The sequence below is a fragment of the Streptomyces sp. NPDC090445 genome, assembly GCF_044769385.1.
In the GTDB taxonomy this organism is placed as follows: Bacteria; Actinomycetota; Actinomycetes; order Streptomycetales; family Streptomycetaceae; genus Streptomyces.
This window is the reverse complement of record NZ_JBIVXV010000002.1, coordinates 23304-38166: the sequence shown is the minus strand read 5'-3', so window position 1 is coordinate 38166 and position 14863 is coordinate 23304. Positions and strand designations below refer to the sequence as shown.

General features: G+C 74.3%; 17 protein-coding genes and 1 pseudogene. 11 read left to right on the top strand and 7 right to left on the bottom strand.

Annotated features, from left to right (window positions below; genetic code table 11):
* Positions 1–49 precede the first annotated feature (49 nt).
* On the top strand, positions 50–751 hold the full coding sequence (locus ACIQUT_RS04885; RefSeq protein WP_403559453.1) for a hypothetical protein: 702 nt from the start codon (positions 50–52) through the stop codon (positions 749–751).
* A 96-nt stretch (positions 752–847) separates the two neighbouring features.
* Here the strand turns inward: ACIQUT_RS04885 and ACIQUT_RS04880 are convergent, their stop codons facing one another.
* Positions 848–1354, bottom strand: a complete 507-nt coding sequence (locus tag ACIQUT_RS04880) for a pyridoxamine 5'-phosphate oxidase family protein (protein WP_403559450.1) — start codon at positions 1352–1354, stop codon at positions 848–850.
* Positions 1355–1486: 132 nt separating this feature from the next.
* Between ACIQUT_RS04880 and ACIQUT_RS04875 the strand changes: the two are divergent.
* A pseudogene (locus ACIQUT_RS04875) lies at positions 1487–2445 on the top strand (RNA-guided endonuclease InsQ/TnpB family protein).
* A 69-nt stretch (positions 2446–2514) separates the two neighbouring features.
* On the opposite strand, the gene ACIQUT_RS04870 reads toward ACIQUT_RS04875, so the two are convergent.
* Complete coding sequence (locus ACIQUT_RS04870) at positions 2515–3243, bottom strand: VWA domain-containing protein (RefSeq protein ID WP_403559448.1); 729 nt, start codon at positions 3241–3243, stop codon at positions 2515–2517.
* A 243-nt stretch (positions 3244–3486) separates the two neighbouring features.
* Here ACIQUT_RS04870 and ACIQUT_RS04865 point away from each other — a divergent pair, with 243 nt between their 5' ends.
* The 4 genes from ACIQUT_RS04865 to ACIQUT_RS04850 all read left to right on the top strand — a co-directional run bounded on the left by ACIQUT_RS04865 (position 3487) and on the right by ACIQUT_RS04850 (position 5727).
* On the top strand, positions 3487–3819 hold the full coding sequence (locus ACIQUT_RS04865) for a hypothetical protein (RefSeq protein ID WP_403559445.1): 333 nt from the start codon (positions 3487–3489) through the stop codon (positions 3817–3819).
* A gap of 59 nt (positions 3820–3878) precedes the next feature.
* Positions 3879–4697 (top strand): class I SAM-dependent methyltransferase, encoded by an 819-nt coding sequence (locus ACIQUT_RS04860; protein ID WP_403559442.1) that lies wholly within the window; start codon positions 3879–3881, stop codon positions 4695–4697.
* Positions 4694–5212: a hypothetical protein gene (locus ACIQUT_RS04855; RefSeq protein ID WP_403559439.1), complete on the top strand. Its 519-nt coding sequence runs from the start codon at positions 4694–4696 to the stop codon at positions 5210–5212. The genes ACIQUT_RS04860 and ACIQUT_RS04855 overlap by 4 nt, the downstream gene beginning before the upstream one ends.
* Positions 5213–5319: 107 nt before the next feature.
* Positions 5320–5727, top strand: a complete 408-nt coding sequence (locus tag ACIQUT_RS04850) for a VOC family protein (RefSeq protein WP_403559436.1) — start codon at positions 5320–5322, stop codon at positions 5725–5727.
* Here ACIQUT_RS04850 and ACIQUT_RS04845 read toward each other — a convergent pair.
* Together ACIQUT_RS04845 and ACIQUT_RS04840 are read right to left on the bottom strand one after the other, a co-directional pair.
* On the bottom strand, positions 5652–6752 hold the full coding sequence (locus ACIQUT_RS04845; protein ID WP_403559434.1) for an acyl-CoA dehydrogenase family protein: 1101 nt from the start codon (positions 6750–6752) through the stop codon (positions 5652–5654). The two genes, ACIQUT_RS04850 and ACIQUT_RS04845, sit on opposite strands and share 76 nt — an antisense overlap.
* Positions 6752–7903, bottom strand: a complete 1152-nt coding sequence (locus ACIQUT_RS04840) for an acyl-CoA dehydrogenase family protein (protein ID WP_403559431.1) — start codon at positions 7901–7903, stop codon at positions 6752–6754. The genes ACIQUT_RS04845 and ACIQUT_RS04840 overlap by 1 nt, the downstream gene beginning before the upstream one ends.
* Before the next feature lie 150 nt (positions 7904–8053).
* On the opposite strand from ACIQUT_RS04840, the gene ACIQUT_RS04835 reads away from it, so the two are divergent.
* The 5 genes from ACIQUT_RS04835 (at position 8054) to ACIQUT_RS04815 (ending at position 13049) form a co-directional block, all read left to right on the top strand.
* Entirely contained in the window at positions 8054–8914 is an 861-nt protein-coding gene (locus tag ACIQUT_RS04835; RefSeq protein WP_403559428.1) for an SDR family oxidoreductase, read from the top strand.
* Between the two features lie 100 nt (positions 8915–9014).
* The gene (locus ACIQUT_RS04830; protein ID WP_403559426.1) at positions 9015–9641 is read left to right on the top strand and encodes a TetR/AcrR family transcriptional regulator; all 627 of its coding nucleotides are present in this window, start codon (positions 9015–9017) and stop codon (positions 9639–9641) included.
* A gap of 37 nt (positions 9642–9678) precedes the next feature.
* Positions 9679–10836 carry an acetyl-CoA C-acetyltransferase gene (locus ACIQUT_RS04825; RefSeq protein WP_403559423.1) on the top strand — a complete coding sequence of 386 codons (1158 nt, stop codon included), beginning with the start codon at positions 9679–9681 and terminating at the stop codon, positions 10834–10836.
* Positions 10837–11025: 189 nt separating this feature from the next.
* Complete coding sequence (locus ACIQUT_RS04820) at positions 11026–11229, top strand: cold-shock protein (RefSeq protein WP_179176509.1); 204 nt, start codon at positions 11026–11028, stop codon at positions 11227–11229.
* Positions 11230–11330: 101 nt separating this feature from the next.
* The gene (locus ACIQUT_RS04815; RefSeq protein WP_403559420.1) at positions 11331–13049 is read left to right on the top strand and encodes a DEAD/DEAH box helicase; all 1719 of its coding nucleotides are present in this window, start codon (positions 11331–11333) and stop codon (positions 13047–13049) included.
* 109 nt (positions 13050–13158) lie between these two features.
* Here ACIQUT_RS04815 and ACIQUT_RS04810 read toward each other — a convergent pair whose 3' ends face one another.
* Genes ACIQUT_RS04810 through ACIQUT_RS04800 form a run of 3 tightly spaced genes read right to left on the bottom strand, consistent with a single transcriptional unit; the run spans position 13159 to position 14863 of the window.
* Complete coding sequence (locus tag ACIQUT_RS04810; protein ID WP_403560573.1) at positions 13159–13584, bottom strand: tyrosine-protein phosphatase; 426 nt, start codon at positions 13582–13584, stop codon at positions 13159–13161.
* Between the two features lie 5 nt (positions 13585–13589).
* On the bottom strand, positions 13590–13751 hold the full coding sequence (locus tag ACIQUT_RS04805; RefSeq protein WP_403560652.1) for a hypothetical protein: 162 nt from the start codon (positions 13749–13751) through the stop codon (positions 13590–13592).
* 35 nt (positions 13752–13786) lie between these two features.
* Positions 13787–14863 (bottom strand): NAD(P)H-dependent flavin oxidoreductase, encoded by a 1077-nt coding sequence (locus ACIQUT_RS04800; protein WP_403559417.1) that lies wholly within the window; start codon positions 14861–14863, stop codon positions 13787–13789.

The window sequence follows — 14863 nt, the reverse complement described above, 5'->3', positions numbered from 1 at the left end:
GGCTGCCAGCATCGGAAGGGACACCGGCCGCGCCTGACGAGGAGGCTGCATGCGCCGAATCCGTGTGCCCGTCGTTCCCCTGCTGCCCCTACTGGCCGTCTCCGCGCTCGCGCTCGCGGGGTGTGCGGGCCCGGGGGCATCCGGGACGTCCCTCGCCGATCCGTTCGCTTCCCGGCCCGCGTCGTCGTCGCCGCCGCCGTCGTCGGCAGCCAGTACGCCGGTCGCCCTGCCGACGCCCACGCCTTCGCCGTCGCCCACCCTGTCGTGCGTGCCCACGGCGAACATGGGCGAGGCGGAGCGGCGCGACTACCTCAAGCACCTGAAGAACAGCGAACCCCGCCTTCCCATGGCCCTGTTCGCCACCGACAGCGGAGTGCACATCTTCCCGGAGGAGGCGCGGCGGCCCTGCTCGGCGGTCCCGCTGCGGCTGGGCCACTTCCGGGTGGACATGAAACGCGCCACCTCGGGCTCGGCCCAGTACTCGTTCACGTACGCGCCGATCAACACGCTCACCGTGAACGTGGGCCCGCAGGACGGCATGGCTCCCGGCAGCCGGCCGCCCGCCGCGCAGAACTGCTCCGGCACGCTGTCCGTCGTGTACATCGGGAAGGACATCACCGCCGACGAGCTGCCGGACGAGCTCAGCTTCCGCAACGGCGCGACCTCGCTGAAGTGGACCTCGGTCGACTTCGCCGACGAGCGCGTCCTGGACACCGTGTTCATCCCGCCGCCCGACGCCAAGTCCTGCTGACCGGCCCCGGCCCCGGCCCGGGGTGCCGGAACGGTTCGGGGAGGCACGGGCAGGTGGTGCGCCGTGGGGGTGCGCACCACCCGCCCCGTGCGTCTCCTACGCCGGTTCCTCGCGCGGCGGTTCGTCGTCGTTGCCCCGGCGGAGGGTGTGGAGCCCGTGCTGCGGGGTCCAGGTGCGGATCACCAGCTCGTCGCCGTCGACGCCGACGTGGACGACCTCCGTCAGGTCGGCGTGGAACAGGTGGAACGGGTGCGGGGTCTGCGTCTCCTCCGCGTACCGGTGCAGCTCGGGCGGGTCCACCTGCTCGATCGCCCGCCCGGAGATCCGTACGTCCCCGTCGGGCATGGCCTCGTCCTCGCCCGGATTGCTGTGCAGGGCGAAGCGCGGGTCGCGCTGGAGGTCGCGGGCCTTCATGGAGCCCTGCATCATGCCGAGCCACAGCTCCCCGCCGCGGATGTCGACGTTCATACCGGTCAGCCGCGGGGAGCCGTCCTTGCGGAGGGTGCCGAGGACGTGGTGGGGGTACTGCGCGAAGCGGGCCCGGACGGTGGCCGCGAATTCCGGTTCCTGTTTTTCGAACGCTGCCCAGTTGTTCGTCGTCATCTGGATCCTTTCGTGGATGCCCCCGGCTTCAGCCGGGGAGGAAACGAAACCCCTGCGGAGCGGGGCGGCGAGCTGGGGTTCGCCGCCGGGGCGGATCGTAGTGCTCTGGCCCGAGATTGTTCCTTGTGAGGCGTGACCACGACCGACGTGAAGCGGGGGTTCAAATACCGCTTCTATCCGACCGATGCGCAGGCAGCCGAGCTGTCGCGCACGTTCGGGTGTGTGCGGAAGGTCTACAACCTGGCGCTCGCTCCGCGTTCAAGTACCGAAACGGGAGGATCACCCTGGCGAAGATGGCGCAGCCGCTGGACATCGTCTGGTCCCGGCCCCTGCCCGAGGGCATCGAGCCGACTACCGTAACCGTGTCCCGGGACAGCGCGGGCCGCTGGTTCATTTCCATGCCGTGCGACGATGCGTCCCTCAGGCCGCTCCCCGCCAACCGGAACGCGGTCGGCATCGACGTCGGCCTGGACCACCTGCTGACCCTCTCCACCGGAGAGAAGATCACCAACCCCCGGCACGAACGCCGCGACCGCGCCCGCCTCGCCAAAGCCCAGCGGGTCCTGGCGAAGAAGGCCAAGGGCGACGGCGCCAACCGGCGCAAGGCCCGCATCAAGGTCGCCAAGATCCACGCCCGGATCACCGACCGTCGCCGGGACCACCTGCACAAGCTGACCACCCGACTCGTGCGTGAAAACCAAACGCTCGTGATCGGGGACCTGGCCGTGCGCAACATGGTCAAGAACCACTCTCTGGCCCGCGCCATCAGTGACGCGGCATGGGCGGAGTTCCGCAGCCTCCTGGAGTACAAGGCCGCCTGGTACGGGCGGGACGTCGTGGTCGTGGACCGCTTCTTCCCCTCCTCCAAACTGTGCTCGAACTGCGGCACTCTCCAGGAGAAGATACCCCTGCACGTCCGTACCTGGACGTGCGGCTGCGGTGCGACCCACGACCGGGACGTGAACGCGGCGAAGAACCTTCTGGCCGCCGGACTGGCGGTGACGGCCTGTGGAGCTGGTGTAAGACCTCAACGGAGAACTCCGGGCGGGCAGTCGGCGGCGAAGCAGGAAAACCCACGGCGCGAGCCGTAGGAATCCCCTCCCTTCAGGGAGGGGAGGATGTCAAACGTCCATCAAAGCGCGCACGGCGGCGGCCGCCGCTCAGGCGCGCACGATGCCCGCCGCCCGGGCCGCCGCCAGCCAGGCCGGGAACTCCCCGACCAGCCGGTCGTACAGCTCCCGGTCCGGCATCGCGCGGGGGTCGGGGCCCGCGTGGAAGTAGCCCGCGTTGTCGACGACCCGACGGGACGGCACGGGCAGTTCGTCGAGGCGGCGCAGGAAGTCGAACTGCTTGCTGCGGGTGTCGCCGAAGCCGACGAACTGCCAGAAGAGCGGCATCCTGGCCGCCTTGCACAGGTACTTCTCCGCGGCGAGCCGGCTGACCGGGCCGCCGTCGGTCTGGAAGACGACCAGGGCGGGTGCGGCCGATCCCGAGTCCAGGTAGTGGTCGATGACCGCGTCCATCGCCGCGTGGTACGAGGTCTTGCCCATGTGGCCGAGGCGGGAGGCGATCTCGGCGACGCGCCCGGCGTGCCCGGCGAGCGGTATCTCCTCGACCGCGTCGACGTCGGTGGAGAAGAACACCACCGGGACGCGCCCGTCGTCGTCCAGGTGCGCCGACAGGCCGAGCACCCGGTCCGCGAGCGCCTGCACGGTGCCGTCCCGGTAGTACGGGCGCATCGACCCCGAGTGGTCGAGAACCAGGTACACCGAGGCGCGGCCGCCCTCCAGCCCGTGCTCGCGCAGTGCGGTCCCGGCGGTCTTGTAGAGGCTCACCAGGGCCGGAGCGGTCTGTTCGATCTTGCGGAGGTCGATCGCGCTGGCCGTCATGGGCCGAGGGTACGGCAGGGCGCAGGCACCCCGGTGCCGGTCTCGGTGCCGGGGCGCATACCTGCACGCGTGGCCGCGGCCGTACGCGTGGCCGCGGTCGTGCTCGTGCCCGCCCGGCCCGGCCCGGCCCGTGCCGTGCTGGCCGGTGCCGTGCCGGTGCTCGTGCCCGTGCCGGCCCGTGCCCGTTGCCCGTACTCGTGCCGGTGCTCGTGTCCGTGAGGTGGCCGCGGGCATGATGTGTGCATGTCGATACTGCTGCGCAACCTGCTCCTCCTGGTGGTGGAGTGCGGCGCCGTGCTGCTGCGTGGGCCGGTGCCGTGGGTTCCGGTCCTGCTGGCCGTCTTCGTCGTCGGCTCGGGCGTCCTGCACGGCACCGACGCCGAGTTCACCCCGCGCTTCGCGGTCGCGCTCGCCGCCGTCGGCGTCGTCGAACTCGCCGTCCGGGCGTGGGGGCTGCCGGACCCGCGGGCGACGGCGGCCGGGCTGGGGGCCGCGGTGCTGCTCGTCGTCCAGACGGCCACCGTGGCCCGGTACGCGCGGCGGCCACGCCCGCGCCCGCGGCGGCGGCGCGCCTGAGGGCGATCCGGCCGGGCCGCCGCTGGCAGAGCGGCCGGTAGATCGAAAACAATGCCCGCATGACGCCCACACCCCCGCCCGAGCCCACACCCCCACCCGTGCACGAGCCCGCATCCGGGTCCCCGGCCGAGCCCGCACCCGGTGCCGGGCCCCGCGCGGAACTGCGGGCCCGGTCCTTCGACAGGGCCGCCCCGCTGTACGCCGCGCACCGGCCCGGCTATCCGGACGGGCTCTTCGACGCCGTCGAGGAACTCGCCGGGCGCCCGCTGCGCGGAGCCCGGGTGGCCGACGTCGGCGCCGGGACCGGTATCGCCACCGCCCTGCTGCACGCCCGCGGCGCCCGCGTCGTCGCCGTAGAGCCGGGCGGCGGCATGGCCGCCGAGTTCCGGCGGGCCCACCCGCACATCCCGCTCGTCCGCGGCGACGGCAACCGCCTGCCGCTCGCCGGCTCCGCGTTCGACCTGCTCGCCTACGCCCAGGCCTGGCACTGGACCGACCCCGCCCGCGCCGTTCCCGAGGCCCGGCGCGTGCTCCGCCCCGGCGGCGCGCTCGCGCTGTGGTGGAACGACGCGGACACCTCCGTCGACTGGATCGCCGGGCAGGAGGCCCGGATCCGCGCCTTCTTCCACGCCGACGTGGCCCTGCCCCGGGCGCTGCCCGCCGAGCTCGCCTTCACCACCCGCGCGGTGCCGTGGGCGCGCCGGATCCCCCTCGAAGCGCACCTCGCCAACCTCGCCAGCCACTCCGCGTTCCTCGTCGTCGGCGCCGACCGCACCCGGGAGTTCGTGGACGCCGAACGGGCCCTGCTGGCCCCGCTCTTCCCGGACGGCACGGTCGAGGAGCGCTACGTCACCACTCTCCGCCTGGCCCTCGTATGAGACCGATACCGCTGACCGCCCGTGCCGTGCGGGCCGCCGTCCTGCCGGTGCTGTGCTGCGCCGGGCTGGTCGCATGCGTGCCGTTCGGAGGCGCCGCCGAGGCCGACGTCCGCTACGCCGAGGACTTCGACCGCCACGAGCCGCTGCTGGTGCAGGGGTACCCGACCGACGGGTCGCTGCGCCTCGTCCAGCAGGTCGTCTGGCGGATCGCGGACGGCGAGCCGGACCGGCTGGAGGAACTCGCCGGCAGCGATGCCCCGCCGCAGGAGCGGGCGGGTACGGCCCGTCGCTGGATCGCCGAGTTCCGCAAGGGGGCCGGGGGGAAGGCCACGGCGGTTTTCTGCGAACCCGGCGAGGTCCACCAGGGGGTGGTGCTGCGCTTCCCCGGCACGGGCCAGGCCAAGGTCCTCCACGTCCGGCGCGACGGCATCGGCGGCGAGGACGGCTGGCGCGTACGGATGAACGAGCCCGCGGGCGCGCCGCCGGAGCCGCTGCCGCCCTGCGCCGGACTCTGACCCGGAGGGCGGGCGGGGTGCCCGTGAGCCGCCGGGCCGGTGTCACGGGTGTGCCCTAACCTCGGCCCCGGAAGGCTCCCACCCGCTCCGGGAAGGCAGACGCGACGATGGCCTCGGCACCCCAGAAGATCACCACGTTCCTGATGTTCGAGGGCAGGGCGGAGGAGGCGATGGCCTTCTACACCGCCCTGTTCGACGACGCCGAGGTCATCGACGTCACCCGCTACGGCGCCGAGGGGCCCGGCCCGGAGGGCAGCGTGCAGCACGCCACGTTCTCGCTCGCCGGGCAGCGGTTCATGTGCATCGACAGCTACGTCAAGCACGAGTTCGGCTTCACCCCGGCGGTCTCCCTCTTCGTCCAGTGCGACTCCGAGGCCGAACTCGACCGCCTCTACGCGGCCCTCGCCGAGCAGGGCGCCGAGCTGATGCCCGTCGGCGACTACGGCTTCAGCGCCCGCTTCGGCTGGGTCAACGACCGCTTCGGCGTCTCCTGGCAGCTGAACCTGCCCGCCTGACCGGCCGCCTCCGCCGCGGCCGCCTCCGCCACGACCGCCGCCCGGCAGGCCCGCGGGCTGCCCCAGGCGTCCCGCAGCGGGCGGGCCTTGCGCAGCCACAGCGACAGGTCCAGTTCCTCGGTGTAGCCGACCGCGCCGTGCACCTGCAGCGCCGTCAGGGCCGCCCCGTACGCCGCCTCGCCCGCCGCGAGCTTCGCCGCCGCGACCTCGCCGGGGGCGAGGGACAGGGCCGCCGCCCACAGCAGCGGCCGGGCGAACTCCAGGGCCAGGAGCGTGTCCGCCAGCCGGTGCTTGACCGCCTGGAAGCCCCCGATCGGCATGCCGAACTGGGTGCGCTGCCGGGCGTACTCCACCGTGCGGGCCAGCAGTTCCCCGCCCACGCCGAGGCACTGGGCGGCCGTCAGCAGCCGCGCCCAGCCGGCCGCCTCCCGGGCCGCGGCCGTGACGTGCGGGCCGGCGGCGAGGAGCTCGCCCCCGGCCGGCGGGAGGGACAGCCGGCGCGCCGGGTCCGCCGACCGCAGCAGCGGCGCCCCGCCCGCCCGGCCCGGTGCCCCGCCCGCCCCGCCCGGGCCGGCGCGGAGTTCGCCGGCCTCCGACACCGTGAAGCAGTACGCGGCCGCGTCCGCGTCCGGCGCGTACGGACTCCCGCCCGGCAGCACCAGCGTCGCCGCCGCCTCGCCCGCCGCCAGCCCCGGCAGGAACCGCTTCGCCACCGCCTCGTCCCCCAGCCGCGCCAGCAGCACCGCGGCCGCGGCCGTCTCCACCACCGGCCCAGGCACCCCCGCCCGCCCCACCTCCACCAGGGCCACCGTCAGCTCCACCGGCAGCAGCCCGGCCCCGCCGTACGCCTCCGGCACGGCCGGCGCGAACAGCCCCGCCCCGGCCAGCCGCCCCCACAGCGCCCGGCCCGGCGCGAGGTCCCCGGCCGCCCGGGCCCGTACCGCGGCCGGGACGTCCGCCCCGGCCAGCAGCCCGCGCAGCGCCCGGGCGAAGTCCGCCTGCTCCTCCGTCGGCAGGAAACGCATCAGCGGCGGCCCTTCGGAAGGCCGAGCAGCCGCTCGGCGATGATGTCGCGCTGGATCTCGTTGGTGCCCGCGTAGATCGGGCCGGCCAGCGAGAACAGCCACGGCTCGGCCCACTCCCCGTCCGCCAGCTCCGCGTCCGCGCCCAGCAGGTCCAGCGCCGTCTCGTGCAGCGCGATGTCGTACGTCGACCAGAAGACCTTGTTCAGGCTGGACTCGGCCCCGATCCGCCCGCCCTCCGCCAGCCGCGCCGCCCCGGCCCAGGTGAACAGCTCGTACGCGCGCGCCCCGACCAGCGCGTCCGCCACCCGGTCGCGCAGCGCCGTGTCCGCCGGGTCCCCGGCCGCCCGCCACAGCGCGAGCAGCCGCCCGGCCGCCGCCAGGTACCGGCCGGGCGAGCGCAGCGTGAGTCCCCGCTCGTTGCCCGTCGTCGACATCGCGATCCGCCAGCCCTGCCCGGGCTCGCCGATCACGTCCTCGTCGGGTACGAACACCCCGTCCAGGAAGAGCTCCGCGAAGGCCGGCTTGCCGTCCAGGCGGCCGATGGGCCGCACCGTCACCCCCGGCGCCCGCAGGTCGAACATCAGGTACGTCAGCCCCCGGTGCGGCCGGTCCTGCGCCGCCGCCGGACCGGTGCGGAAGATCCCGAAGGCGCGGTCCGCGAACGCCGCCCGCGAGGACCAGGTCTTCTGCCCGTACAGCAGCCAGCCGCCGTCCGTGCGCACCGCCCGGGACTTCAGCGAGGCCAGGTCGGAGCCCGCCTCCGGCTCCGACCAGGCCTGCGCCCACACCACCTCGCCGCTCGCCATGGGCGGCAGCACCCGCGCCCGCTGCTCGGGCGTCGCGTGGGCGAAGAGGGTCGGCGCGAGCAGGCTGATGCCGTTCTGCGAGACCCGGCCGGGCGCGCCCCCGGCCCAGTACTCCTCCTCGAAGACCAGCCACCGTTCGAGGTCCGCGCCCCGGCCCCCGTACTCCTCGGGCCAGGACACCGCCGACCAGCGGCCCGCGTGCAGTTCCGCCTCCCAGGCGCGGTGGGCGGCGAAGCCCTCCCCGGTCTCCAGGGAGGGCAGCGGGGAGGCTGGGACGTGGCGGGCGAGCCAGTCCCGGGCCTCGGCCCGGAAGGCCTCCACCTCCGGCGGATGGGTCAGGTCCATCAGGCGCTCGCCTCCCCGCTTCCCTAACAAGTGTTTGGTAGGTTAACGTGCGGGCGTGACCGGAGTCGAGGGCGCCGCCACCGCAGCCGCGGCCGGCGGCCGTACGGACGCGGACCCCGCCGCAGGCGCAGGCGCCGAGGAGGCACCGACGTGAACACCCCCGCACCGCCCCCACCGCCCCCACCACCGGAGCCCGTTCCCGTTCCCGCTCCCGTTCCCGTTCCCGGGCACGGGCTGCTCGACGGCCGCAGCGCCGTCATCACCGCCGCCGCCGGAGCCGGCATCGGCGGGGCCACCGCCCGCCGCTTCCTCCAGGAAGGCGCCCGCGTCGTCCTCGGCGACGCCCACGCCCGCCGCCTGAAGGAGACCGAGGAGGCGCTCGCCGCCGAGTTCGGACCGGACCGCGTCACCTCCCTGCCCTGCGACGTCACCGACGAGGCCCAGGTCCAGGCCCTCTTCGCGCACGCCGAACGCACCCACGGCCGCCTCGACATCGTCGTCAACAACGCCGGCCTCGGCGGCACCGCCGCCCTCGTCGACATGACCGACGACCAGTGGGACAAGGTCCTCGACGTCACCCTGGGCGGCACCTTCCGCTGCACCCGCGCGGCCCTGCGCTCCTTCCGGGCCGCCGCCCGCGCCCGGCCCGCACCGCCCCCGCACGGCCGCGGCACCATCGTCAACAACGCCTCCGTCATCGGCTGGCGCGCCCAGGCCGGGCAGGCCCACTACGCCGCCGCCAAGGCCGGGGTGATGGCCCTGACCCGCTGCGCGGCCCTGGAGGCGGCCGCGTTCGGCGTACGGGTCAACGCGGTCGCCCCCAGCCTGGCCATGCACCCGCACCTGGCGAAGGTCACCAGCGAGGAACTGCTGCGCGAGCTGACCGCCCGCGAGGCCTTCGGCCGGTACGCCGAGCCCTGGGAGGTCGCCAACGTCATCGTCTTCCTCGCCAGCGGCTACTCCTCGTACATGACCGGCGAGACCGTGTCGGTCAGCAGCCAGCGGGCCTGAACGCTCCGCCGGCCGTCCGGTCGTGACACCGCGGGCCGGTGGGGGCCGGTCGCGCAGTTCCCCGCGCCCCTCCGGGGCGCGTACCGCACAGAATGGGCGCGTGCCAACGAACGAGACGACGAACAAGAAGAAGACCCAGGCGGCCGCCAGCCCCGAGCGCCGCCGCGAACTCCTCGACACCGCCGCCGAGGTGTTCGCCGCCCAGGGCTACAACGCCACCACCGTCCGCAAGATCGCCGACGCCGCCGGCATGCTCGCCGGCAGCCTCTACTACCACTTCGATTCCAAGGAATCGATGCTCGACGAGATCCTCTCCACCTTCCTGAACGAGCTGTGGGAGGGCTACGACGCCGTCCTCGCCGCCGGGCTCGGCCCCCGGGAGACCATCGAGGCCCTCGTCACCGAGTCCTTCCGCGAGATCGACCGGCACCGCGCCGCCGTCGCGATCTACCAGAAGGAGGCGCGCCACCTCACCGACCAGCCCCGCTTCCACTACCTCGCCGCATCGCAGGCCAAGTTCGAGAAGGCCTGGCTGGGTACGCTGGAACGCGGGGTCGCCGCCCGGGTCTTCCGGGCCGACCTCGACATCCGCCTCACCTACCGCTTCGTCCGCGACACGGTGTGGGTGGCGGCGTCCTGGTACCGGCCGGGAGGACAGCACAGCCCCGAGGAGATCGCCCGCCAGTACCTGTCGATGGTCCTGGACGGGATCTCCCTGCGCAGCTGACCCGCGACCCGCGCGGGCCACGACCGGAGGAGCCGCCATGCCCGAGGCCTACATCGTCGACGCCGTACGCACCCCCGTGGGGCGGCGCGGGGGAGGGCTCAGCGCGGCCCACCCGGCCGACCTGGGCGCGCACGTCCTCACCGCCCTCGTCGAGCGCACCGGCATCGACCCGGCCGCCGTGGACGACGTGGTCTTCGGCTGCCTCGACACGGTCGGCCCGCAGGCCGGCGACATCGCCCGGACGGCCTGGCTCGCGGCCGGACTGCCCCAGGAGGTGCCGGGCGTCACCGTGGACCGCCAGTGCGGCTCCTCGCAGCAGGCGATCCACTTCGCGGCCCAGGGCGTCCTGTCCGGCACCCAGGACCTGGTGGTCGCCGGCGGCACCCAGAACATGTCGATGATCCCGATCGCCTTCGCCTCGCGGCAGGCCGCCGAGCCCCTCGGCCTGACCGAGGGCCCGTACGCGGGCAGCACCGGCTGGCGGGCCCGCTACGGCGACGCGCCCGTCAACCAGTTCCACGGCGCCGAGCTGATCGCCCGGAAGTGGGGGATATCCCGCCGGGACATGGAGGAGTTCGCCCTCCGCTCCCACCGGCGGGCGGTCCGCGCGATCGACGAGGGCCGCTTCGACCGCGAGACCGTCCCGTACGGGGCCGTCGTGCACGACGAGGGGCCCCGCAGGAACACCAGCCTGGAGAAGATGGCCGGGCTGAAGCCGGTCGTGGACGGCGGCACGATCACCGCGGCCGTCTCCTCCCAGGTCTCCGACGGGGCCGCGGCCCTGCTGATCGCCTCCGAGCGGGCCGTCGCCGAACACGGCCTGCGCCCCCGGGCCCGCATCCACCACCTGTCGGTCCGCGGCGAGGACCCCATCCGCATGCTGTCCGCGCCGATCCCCGCCACCGCCCACGCCCTGAAGAAGACGGGCCTGTCCCTCGACGACATCGACCTGGTGGAGATCAACGAGGCCTTCGCCCCCGTCGTCCTGGCCTGGCTGAAGGAGACCGGCGCCGACCCCGAGCGGGTCAACGCCAACGGCGGCGCGATCGCCCTCGGCCACCCGCTCGGCGCGACCGGCGTGAAGCTGATGACCACGCTCCTGCACGAACTGGAGCGCACCGGCGGCCGCTACGGCCTCCAGACGATGTGCGAGGGCGGAGGCCAGGCCAACGTCACCGTCATCGAGCGCCTGTGACGGGCGGAGCCGGGGGTCCGCTCCCGGCTCCTGTCGGGACCCCCGAGATGTGTGCTAGTTTGGTGGCGTCGCAGTTGTGGTACCCATGAACTTTATGTGCGCCTGACGGAATGTTCCGCAGGCGCTTTTATTGTTTTCTCGCCGGAATCGCCGGATGGGGCCCCTTCGCCTGATCTAGGGAGATTCGACATGGCACTTGGCACCGTGAAGTGGTTCAACTCGGAAAAGGGCTTCGGCTTCATCGAGCAGGACGGCGGCGGCCCGGACGTCTTCGCCCACTACTCGAACATCGCCACCCAGGGCTACCGTGAGCTCACCGAGGGCCAGCGCGTTTCCTTCGACGTCACCCAGGGCCAGAAGGGCCCGCAGGCCGAGAACATCCTGCCTGCCTGACGCACACCACATGCCGGGGTCCGCACCGCGAGGTGCGGGCCCCGGCTTGCGTGCCGTCTCGATCTTCGTACGACCTGCCGGTTTCAGGAGGGCTTTCCCGCATGATCAGCTCCAGCTCCGCACGTCCCAGCCGCCGCCCCGCGCGGAGTCGAGGCGCGGCCCAGGGACGTCCGAAGACTGGCGCGGAACGGCAGAGGTCTGCGCCCGCCGCCCCCCGGCCCCAGGAATTCACCATGCCCGAGCCGGCCGTGCCCGCACTCCCGCCGGCCGCCGCCTTCGAGGACATGGACCTGCCCGAGGCGCTCCTGAAGACCCTCGCCGCCCAGGGCGTCACCGAGCCCTTCCCCATCCAGGCCGCCACCCTCCCGAACTCCCTCGCCGGCCGCGACCTGCTCGGCCGCGGCCGCACCGGCTCCGGCAAGACCCTCGCGTTCGGCCTGGCCCTGCTCGCCCGCACCGCCGGCCGCCGCGCCCAGCCGAAGGCGCCGCTCGCGCTGGTCCTCGTACCGACCCGCGAGCTCGCCCAGCAGGTCACCGACGCCCTCACCCCGTACGCCACGGCGCTGAACCTGCGCATCGCGACCGTCGTCGGCGGCATGTCCATCAACCGGCAGGCCGGCGCCCTGCGCCGCGGCGCCGAGGTGCTCGTCGCCACCCCCGGCCGCCTGAAGGACCTCATAGACCGCGGCGACGCCGTCCTCGACCAGGTCTCGATCACCGTCCTCGACGAGGCCGACCAGATGACCGACATGGGCTTCATGCCCCAGGTCACGGCCCTGCTGAAGCTCGTCGAGCCCGACGGCCAGCGGCTGCTGTTCTCGGCCACGCTCGACAAGAACATCGACAAGCTCGTCAAGATGTTCCTGAACGACCCGGTCGGCCACTCCGTCGACCCGTCGGCGGGCGCGGTCACCACCATGGAGCACCACGTCCTGTACGTCATGGACGAGACCGACAAGCGGGCCGTGGCCACCCGCATCGCCGCCCGCGACGGCCGCGTGATCATGTTCGTGGACACCAAGCGCGGCGTCGACCGCATGGTCAAGCGGCTCCTCGCCGAGGGCGTACGCGCCTCCGGGCTGCACGGCGGCCGCTCGCAGCCGCAGCGCAACCGCACCCTCGACTGGTTCAAGACGGGCGAGGTCACCGCGCTGATCGCGACCAACGTCGCCGCCCGCGGCATCCACATCGACGACCTCGACCTCGTCGTCAACGTGGACCCGCCCACCGACCACAAGGACTACCTGCACCGCGGCGGCCGCACCGCCCGCGCCGGCGAGTCCGGCAGCGTCGTGACGCTGGTACTGCCCGACCAGAAGCGGGACATGTCCCGCCTGATGTCGGACGCCGGGATCTCCCCGCGCACCGCCCAGATCAAGTCCTCCGACGAGGAACTGGCCCGGCTGACCGGCGCCCAGGCGCCCTCCGGCGTCGCCGTCGTCCTGGAGGTGCCGCAGCCCACCCCGCCGAAGCCGCGCAGCGGCGGCCGCTCCGGATCCGGTTCGGGTTCCGGCTCGGGCTCCGGTTCGGGCGGCGGCCGACGCCGCTCCGGCCGCGGCGGCCAGGGCCGCGGCCAGGCCGGCGGGCAGCAGGGCGGCCCCCAGGGTTCCGTCGGCGCGTCCGCCGCAGCAGCCGGTACGGGCGAGGGCCGGCCGCGCCGGGCCCGTAACGCCTCGGGCCAGAGCGGCACGGCAGCCCAGGGCGGCGGCCGCTCCGGAGGCTCCCGCTCGGGCGGAACCGGAACCGGCGCCGGCGCCGCGGCGCGCCGCCGCTCCGGAGGCGGGCGGCCCGCGGCCGGCCGGCCTGCCGCCGGCCGCTGACGGACCGGCCGGGAGCCGAGCGCTCCGCGGGGGGCGCTGTGACGGGCCGGCGGTCGCCTGCGGGCCCGTCGTGGCCGGTCGCGCAGTTCCCCGCGCCCCTTCGGGGCGCTCAGCGGACCAGGCGGGACCGGAGTTTCGCCAGAGTGTGCAGCAGCACGTAGCCCAGCCAGCCCGTCCGGTCCTTGCCCGATGTGCAGTGGAACAGCAGCGGCCCGCTGCCCTCCGCCAGCTCGCGCAGGGTCGCCCCGAACTGCGCCCGGTTCTCCGGGGACGTCACGAACGTGCGGTAGACGTCCCGGATGTCGGCCTCGGCGCGGCCGCCGCCGAGGACCTCCTCCTGCCGGGCCGGGTCGCCGCTGCCGATCACGCCGGCGAGGGTGGCGAACAGGCCGAGGTCGCTGACCGGGCGGGAGACCGGCGTCGGGCCGGCGGGCAGCCGGTCGGGGCCGTCGTACCGGACCTCCAGGGGGATGCGGAAGTCCACGACCCGCGCCAGGCCCAGCCCCGAGACCGTGGTCGTGTCCGCCGGGGTCAGCCGGTTCAGCGCGTCGGAACGGTAGACCAGGCCCTGGCGGACCCGGCCGCGGGCGCGGACGCCGCGGTGAGGGCGGCGACGCAGGCGAGCGCCGCGGCGACGGCCACGGCCGCGTTCACGGGTGCGGTCGCGTTCGCGTTCGCGGGGCGGGTTCGGACACGGCTCATCGGTGTCGACTCCTGTGGCACAGAAGGGGGACGGATCACCCTGCCGGCGGCAGAGCGCCGGACACGTGCAGCTGTTCCAGCCGGGCCAGCACGGACTCCGCCTCGGCCATGACCCGGCCGACGAGCTCCGCACACGACGGCAGGTCCTCGATCACACCGGCGACCTGGCCCGATGCCATGACGCCGAGGTCCGTACGGCCCTCGACCATGGACGCCTTGAGGAGCATGGGGGTGTTCGCGGCGAGCAGCACCTGGCTCCAGGACAGGTCCCTGCCGTGTTTCATCGCCAGCCCGTCGCGCACCATCCGCGACCAGGACAGGCCCGACAGCCTCCGGAACCCGGCCGCATGCCGCACCGCCCGCAGCAGCGCACCGGCCCGGCCCGACCGCTCCAGGGCGGCGACCAGCTCGGTGCGCAGCATCCGGTGCGGCATCCCGTCGACGGCCGTCGTGACCGTGATGTCCTTGACGCCGGCCGCCAGGTAGCGGGCCTTGACCGGATCCGGCACCGTCGAGTCGGACGTCAGCAGGAACCGGGTGCCCATCGCGATGCCCGCCGCCCCGTACGACAGCGCCGCGACCAGGCCGCGGCCGTCGCGGAAGCCGCCCGCCGCGACCACCGGGATGTCCACCGCGTCGACCACCTGCGGCAGCAGCACCGTCGTCGCCACCTCCCCGGTGTGCCCGCCGCCCTCGCCGCCCTGCACGATCACCGCGTCGGCGCCCCAGGCCGCGACCTTCTCGGCGTGCCGACGCGCCCCGACCGACGGGATCACCACCACGCCCGCGTCCTTCAGCCGGGCGATGAGCTCCCTCGACGGCGCGAGCGCGAACGACGCGACCCGTACGCCCTCCTCGACGATCAGCCGCACCCGCTCGGCCGCATCCCCCGCGTCCGCCCGCAGATTGACCCCGAACGGGGCGTCCGTACGCGACTTCACCTCGCGCACCGCCGCCCGCAGCTGCTCCGGCGTCATCGTCGCCGACGCCAGGATGCCCAGCGCCCCCGCCCGCGCCGCCGCCGACACCAGCCGGGGCCCCGCCACCCAGCCCATGCCCGTCTGCACGATCGGATGGCGCACCCCGACCAGCCCGGTCAGTGCCGTCTCCAC

Coding starts and splice junctions, on each gene's coding strand:
- ACIQUT_RS04870 (WP_403559448.1), bottom strand. CDS start 3,243: ATGACGGCCAGCGCGATCGACCTCCGCAAGATCGAACAGACCGCTCCG.
- ACIQUT_RS04850 (WP_403559436.1), top strand. CDS start 5,320: ATGGCCTCGGCACCCCAGAAGATCACCACGTTCCTGATGTTCGAGGGC.
- ACIQUT_RS04805 (WP_403560652.1), bottom strand. CDS start 13,751: ATGAGCCGTGTCCGAACCCGCCCCGCGAACGCGAACGCGACCGCACCC.
- ACIQUT_RS04840 (WP_403559431.1), bottom strand. CDS start 7,903: ATGGACCTGACCCATCCGCCGGAGGTGGAGGCCTTCCGGGCCGAGGCC.
- ACIQUT_RS04885 (WP_403559453.1), top strand. CDS start 50: ATGCGCCGAATCCGTGTGCCCGTCGTTCCCCTGCTGCCCCTACTGGCC.
- ACIQUT_RS04845 (WP_403559434.1), bottom strand. CDS start 6,752: ATGCGTTTCCTGCCGACGGAGGAGCAGGCGGACTTCGCCCGGGCGCTG.
- ACIQUT_RS04820 (WP_179176509.1), top strand. CDS start 11,026: ATGGCACTTGGCACCGTGAAGTGGTTCAACTCGGAAAAGGGCTTCGGC.
- ACIQUT_RS04815 (WP_403559420.1), top strand. CDS start 11,331: ATGATCAGCTCCAGCTCCGCACGTCCCAGCCGCCGCCCCGCGCGGAGT.
- ACIQUT_RS04880 (WP_403559450.1), bottom strand. CDS start 1,354: ATGACGACGAACAACTGGGCAGCGTTCGAAAAACAGGAACCGGAATTC.
- ACIQUT_RS04825 (WP_403559423.1), top strand. CDS start 9,679: ATGCCCGAGGCCTACATCGTCGACGCCGTACGCACCCCCGTGGGGCGG.
- ACIQUT_RS04865 (WP_403559445.1), top strand. CDS start 3,487: ATGTCGATACTGCTGCGCAACCTGCTCCTCCTGGTGGTGGAGTGCGGC.
- ACIQUT_RS04860 (WP_403559442.1), top strand. CDS start 3,879: ATGACGCCCACACCCCCGCCCGAGCCCACACCCCCACCCGTGCACGAG.
- ACIQUT_RS04855 (WP_403559439.1), top strand. CDS start 4,694: ATGAGACCGATACCGCTGACCGCCCGTGCCGTGCGGGCCGCCGTCCTG.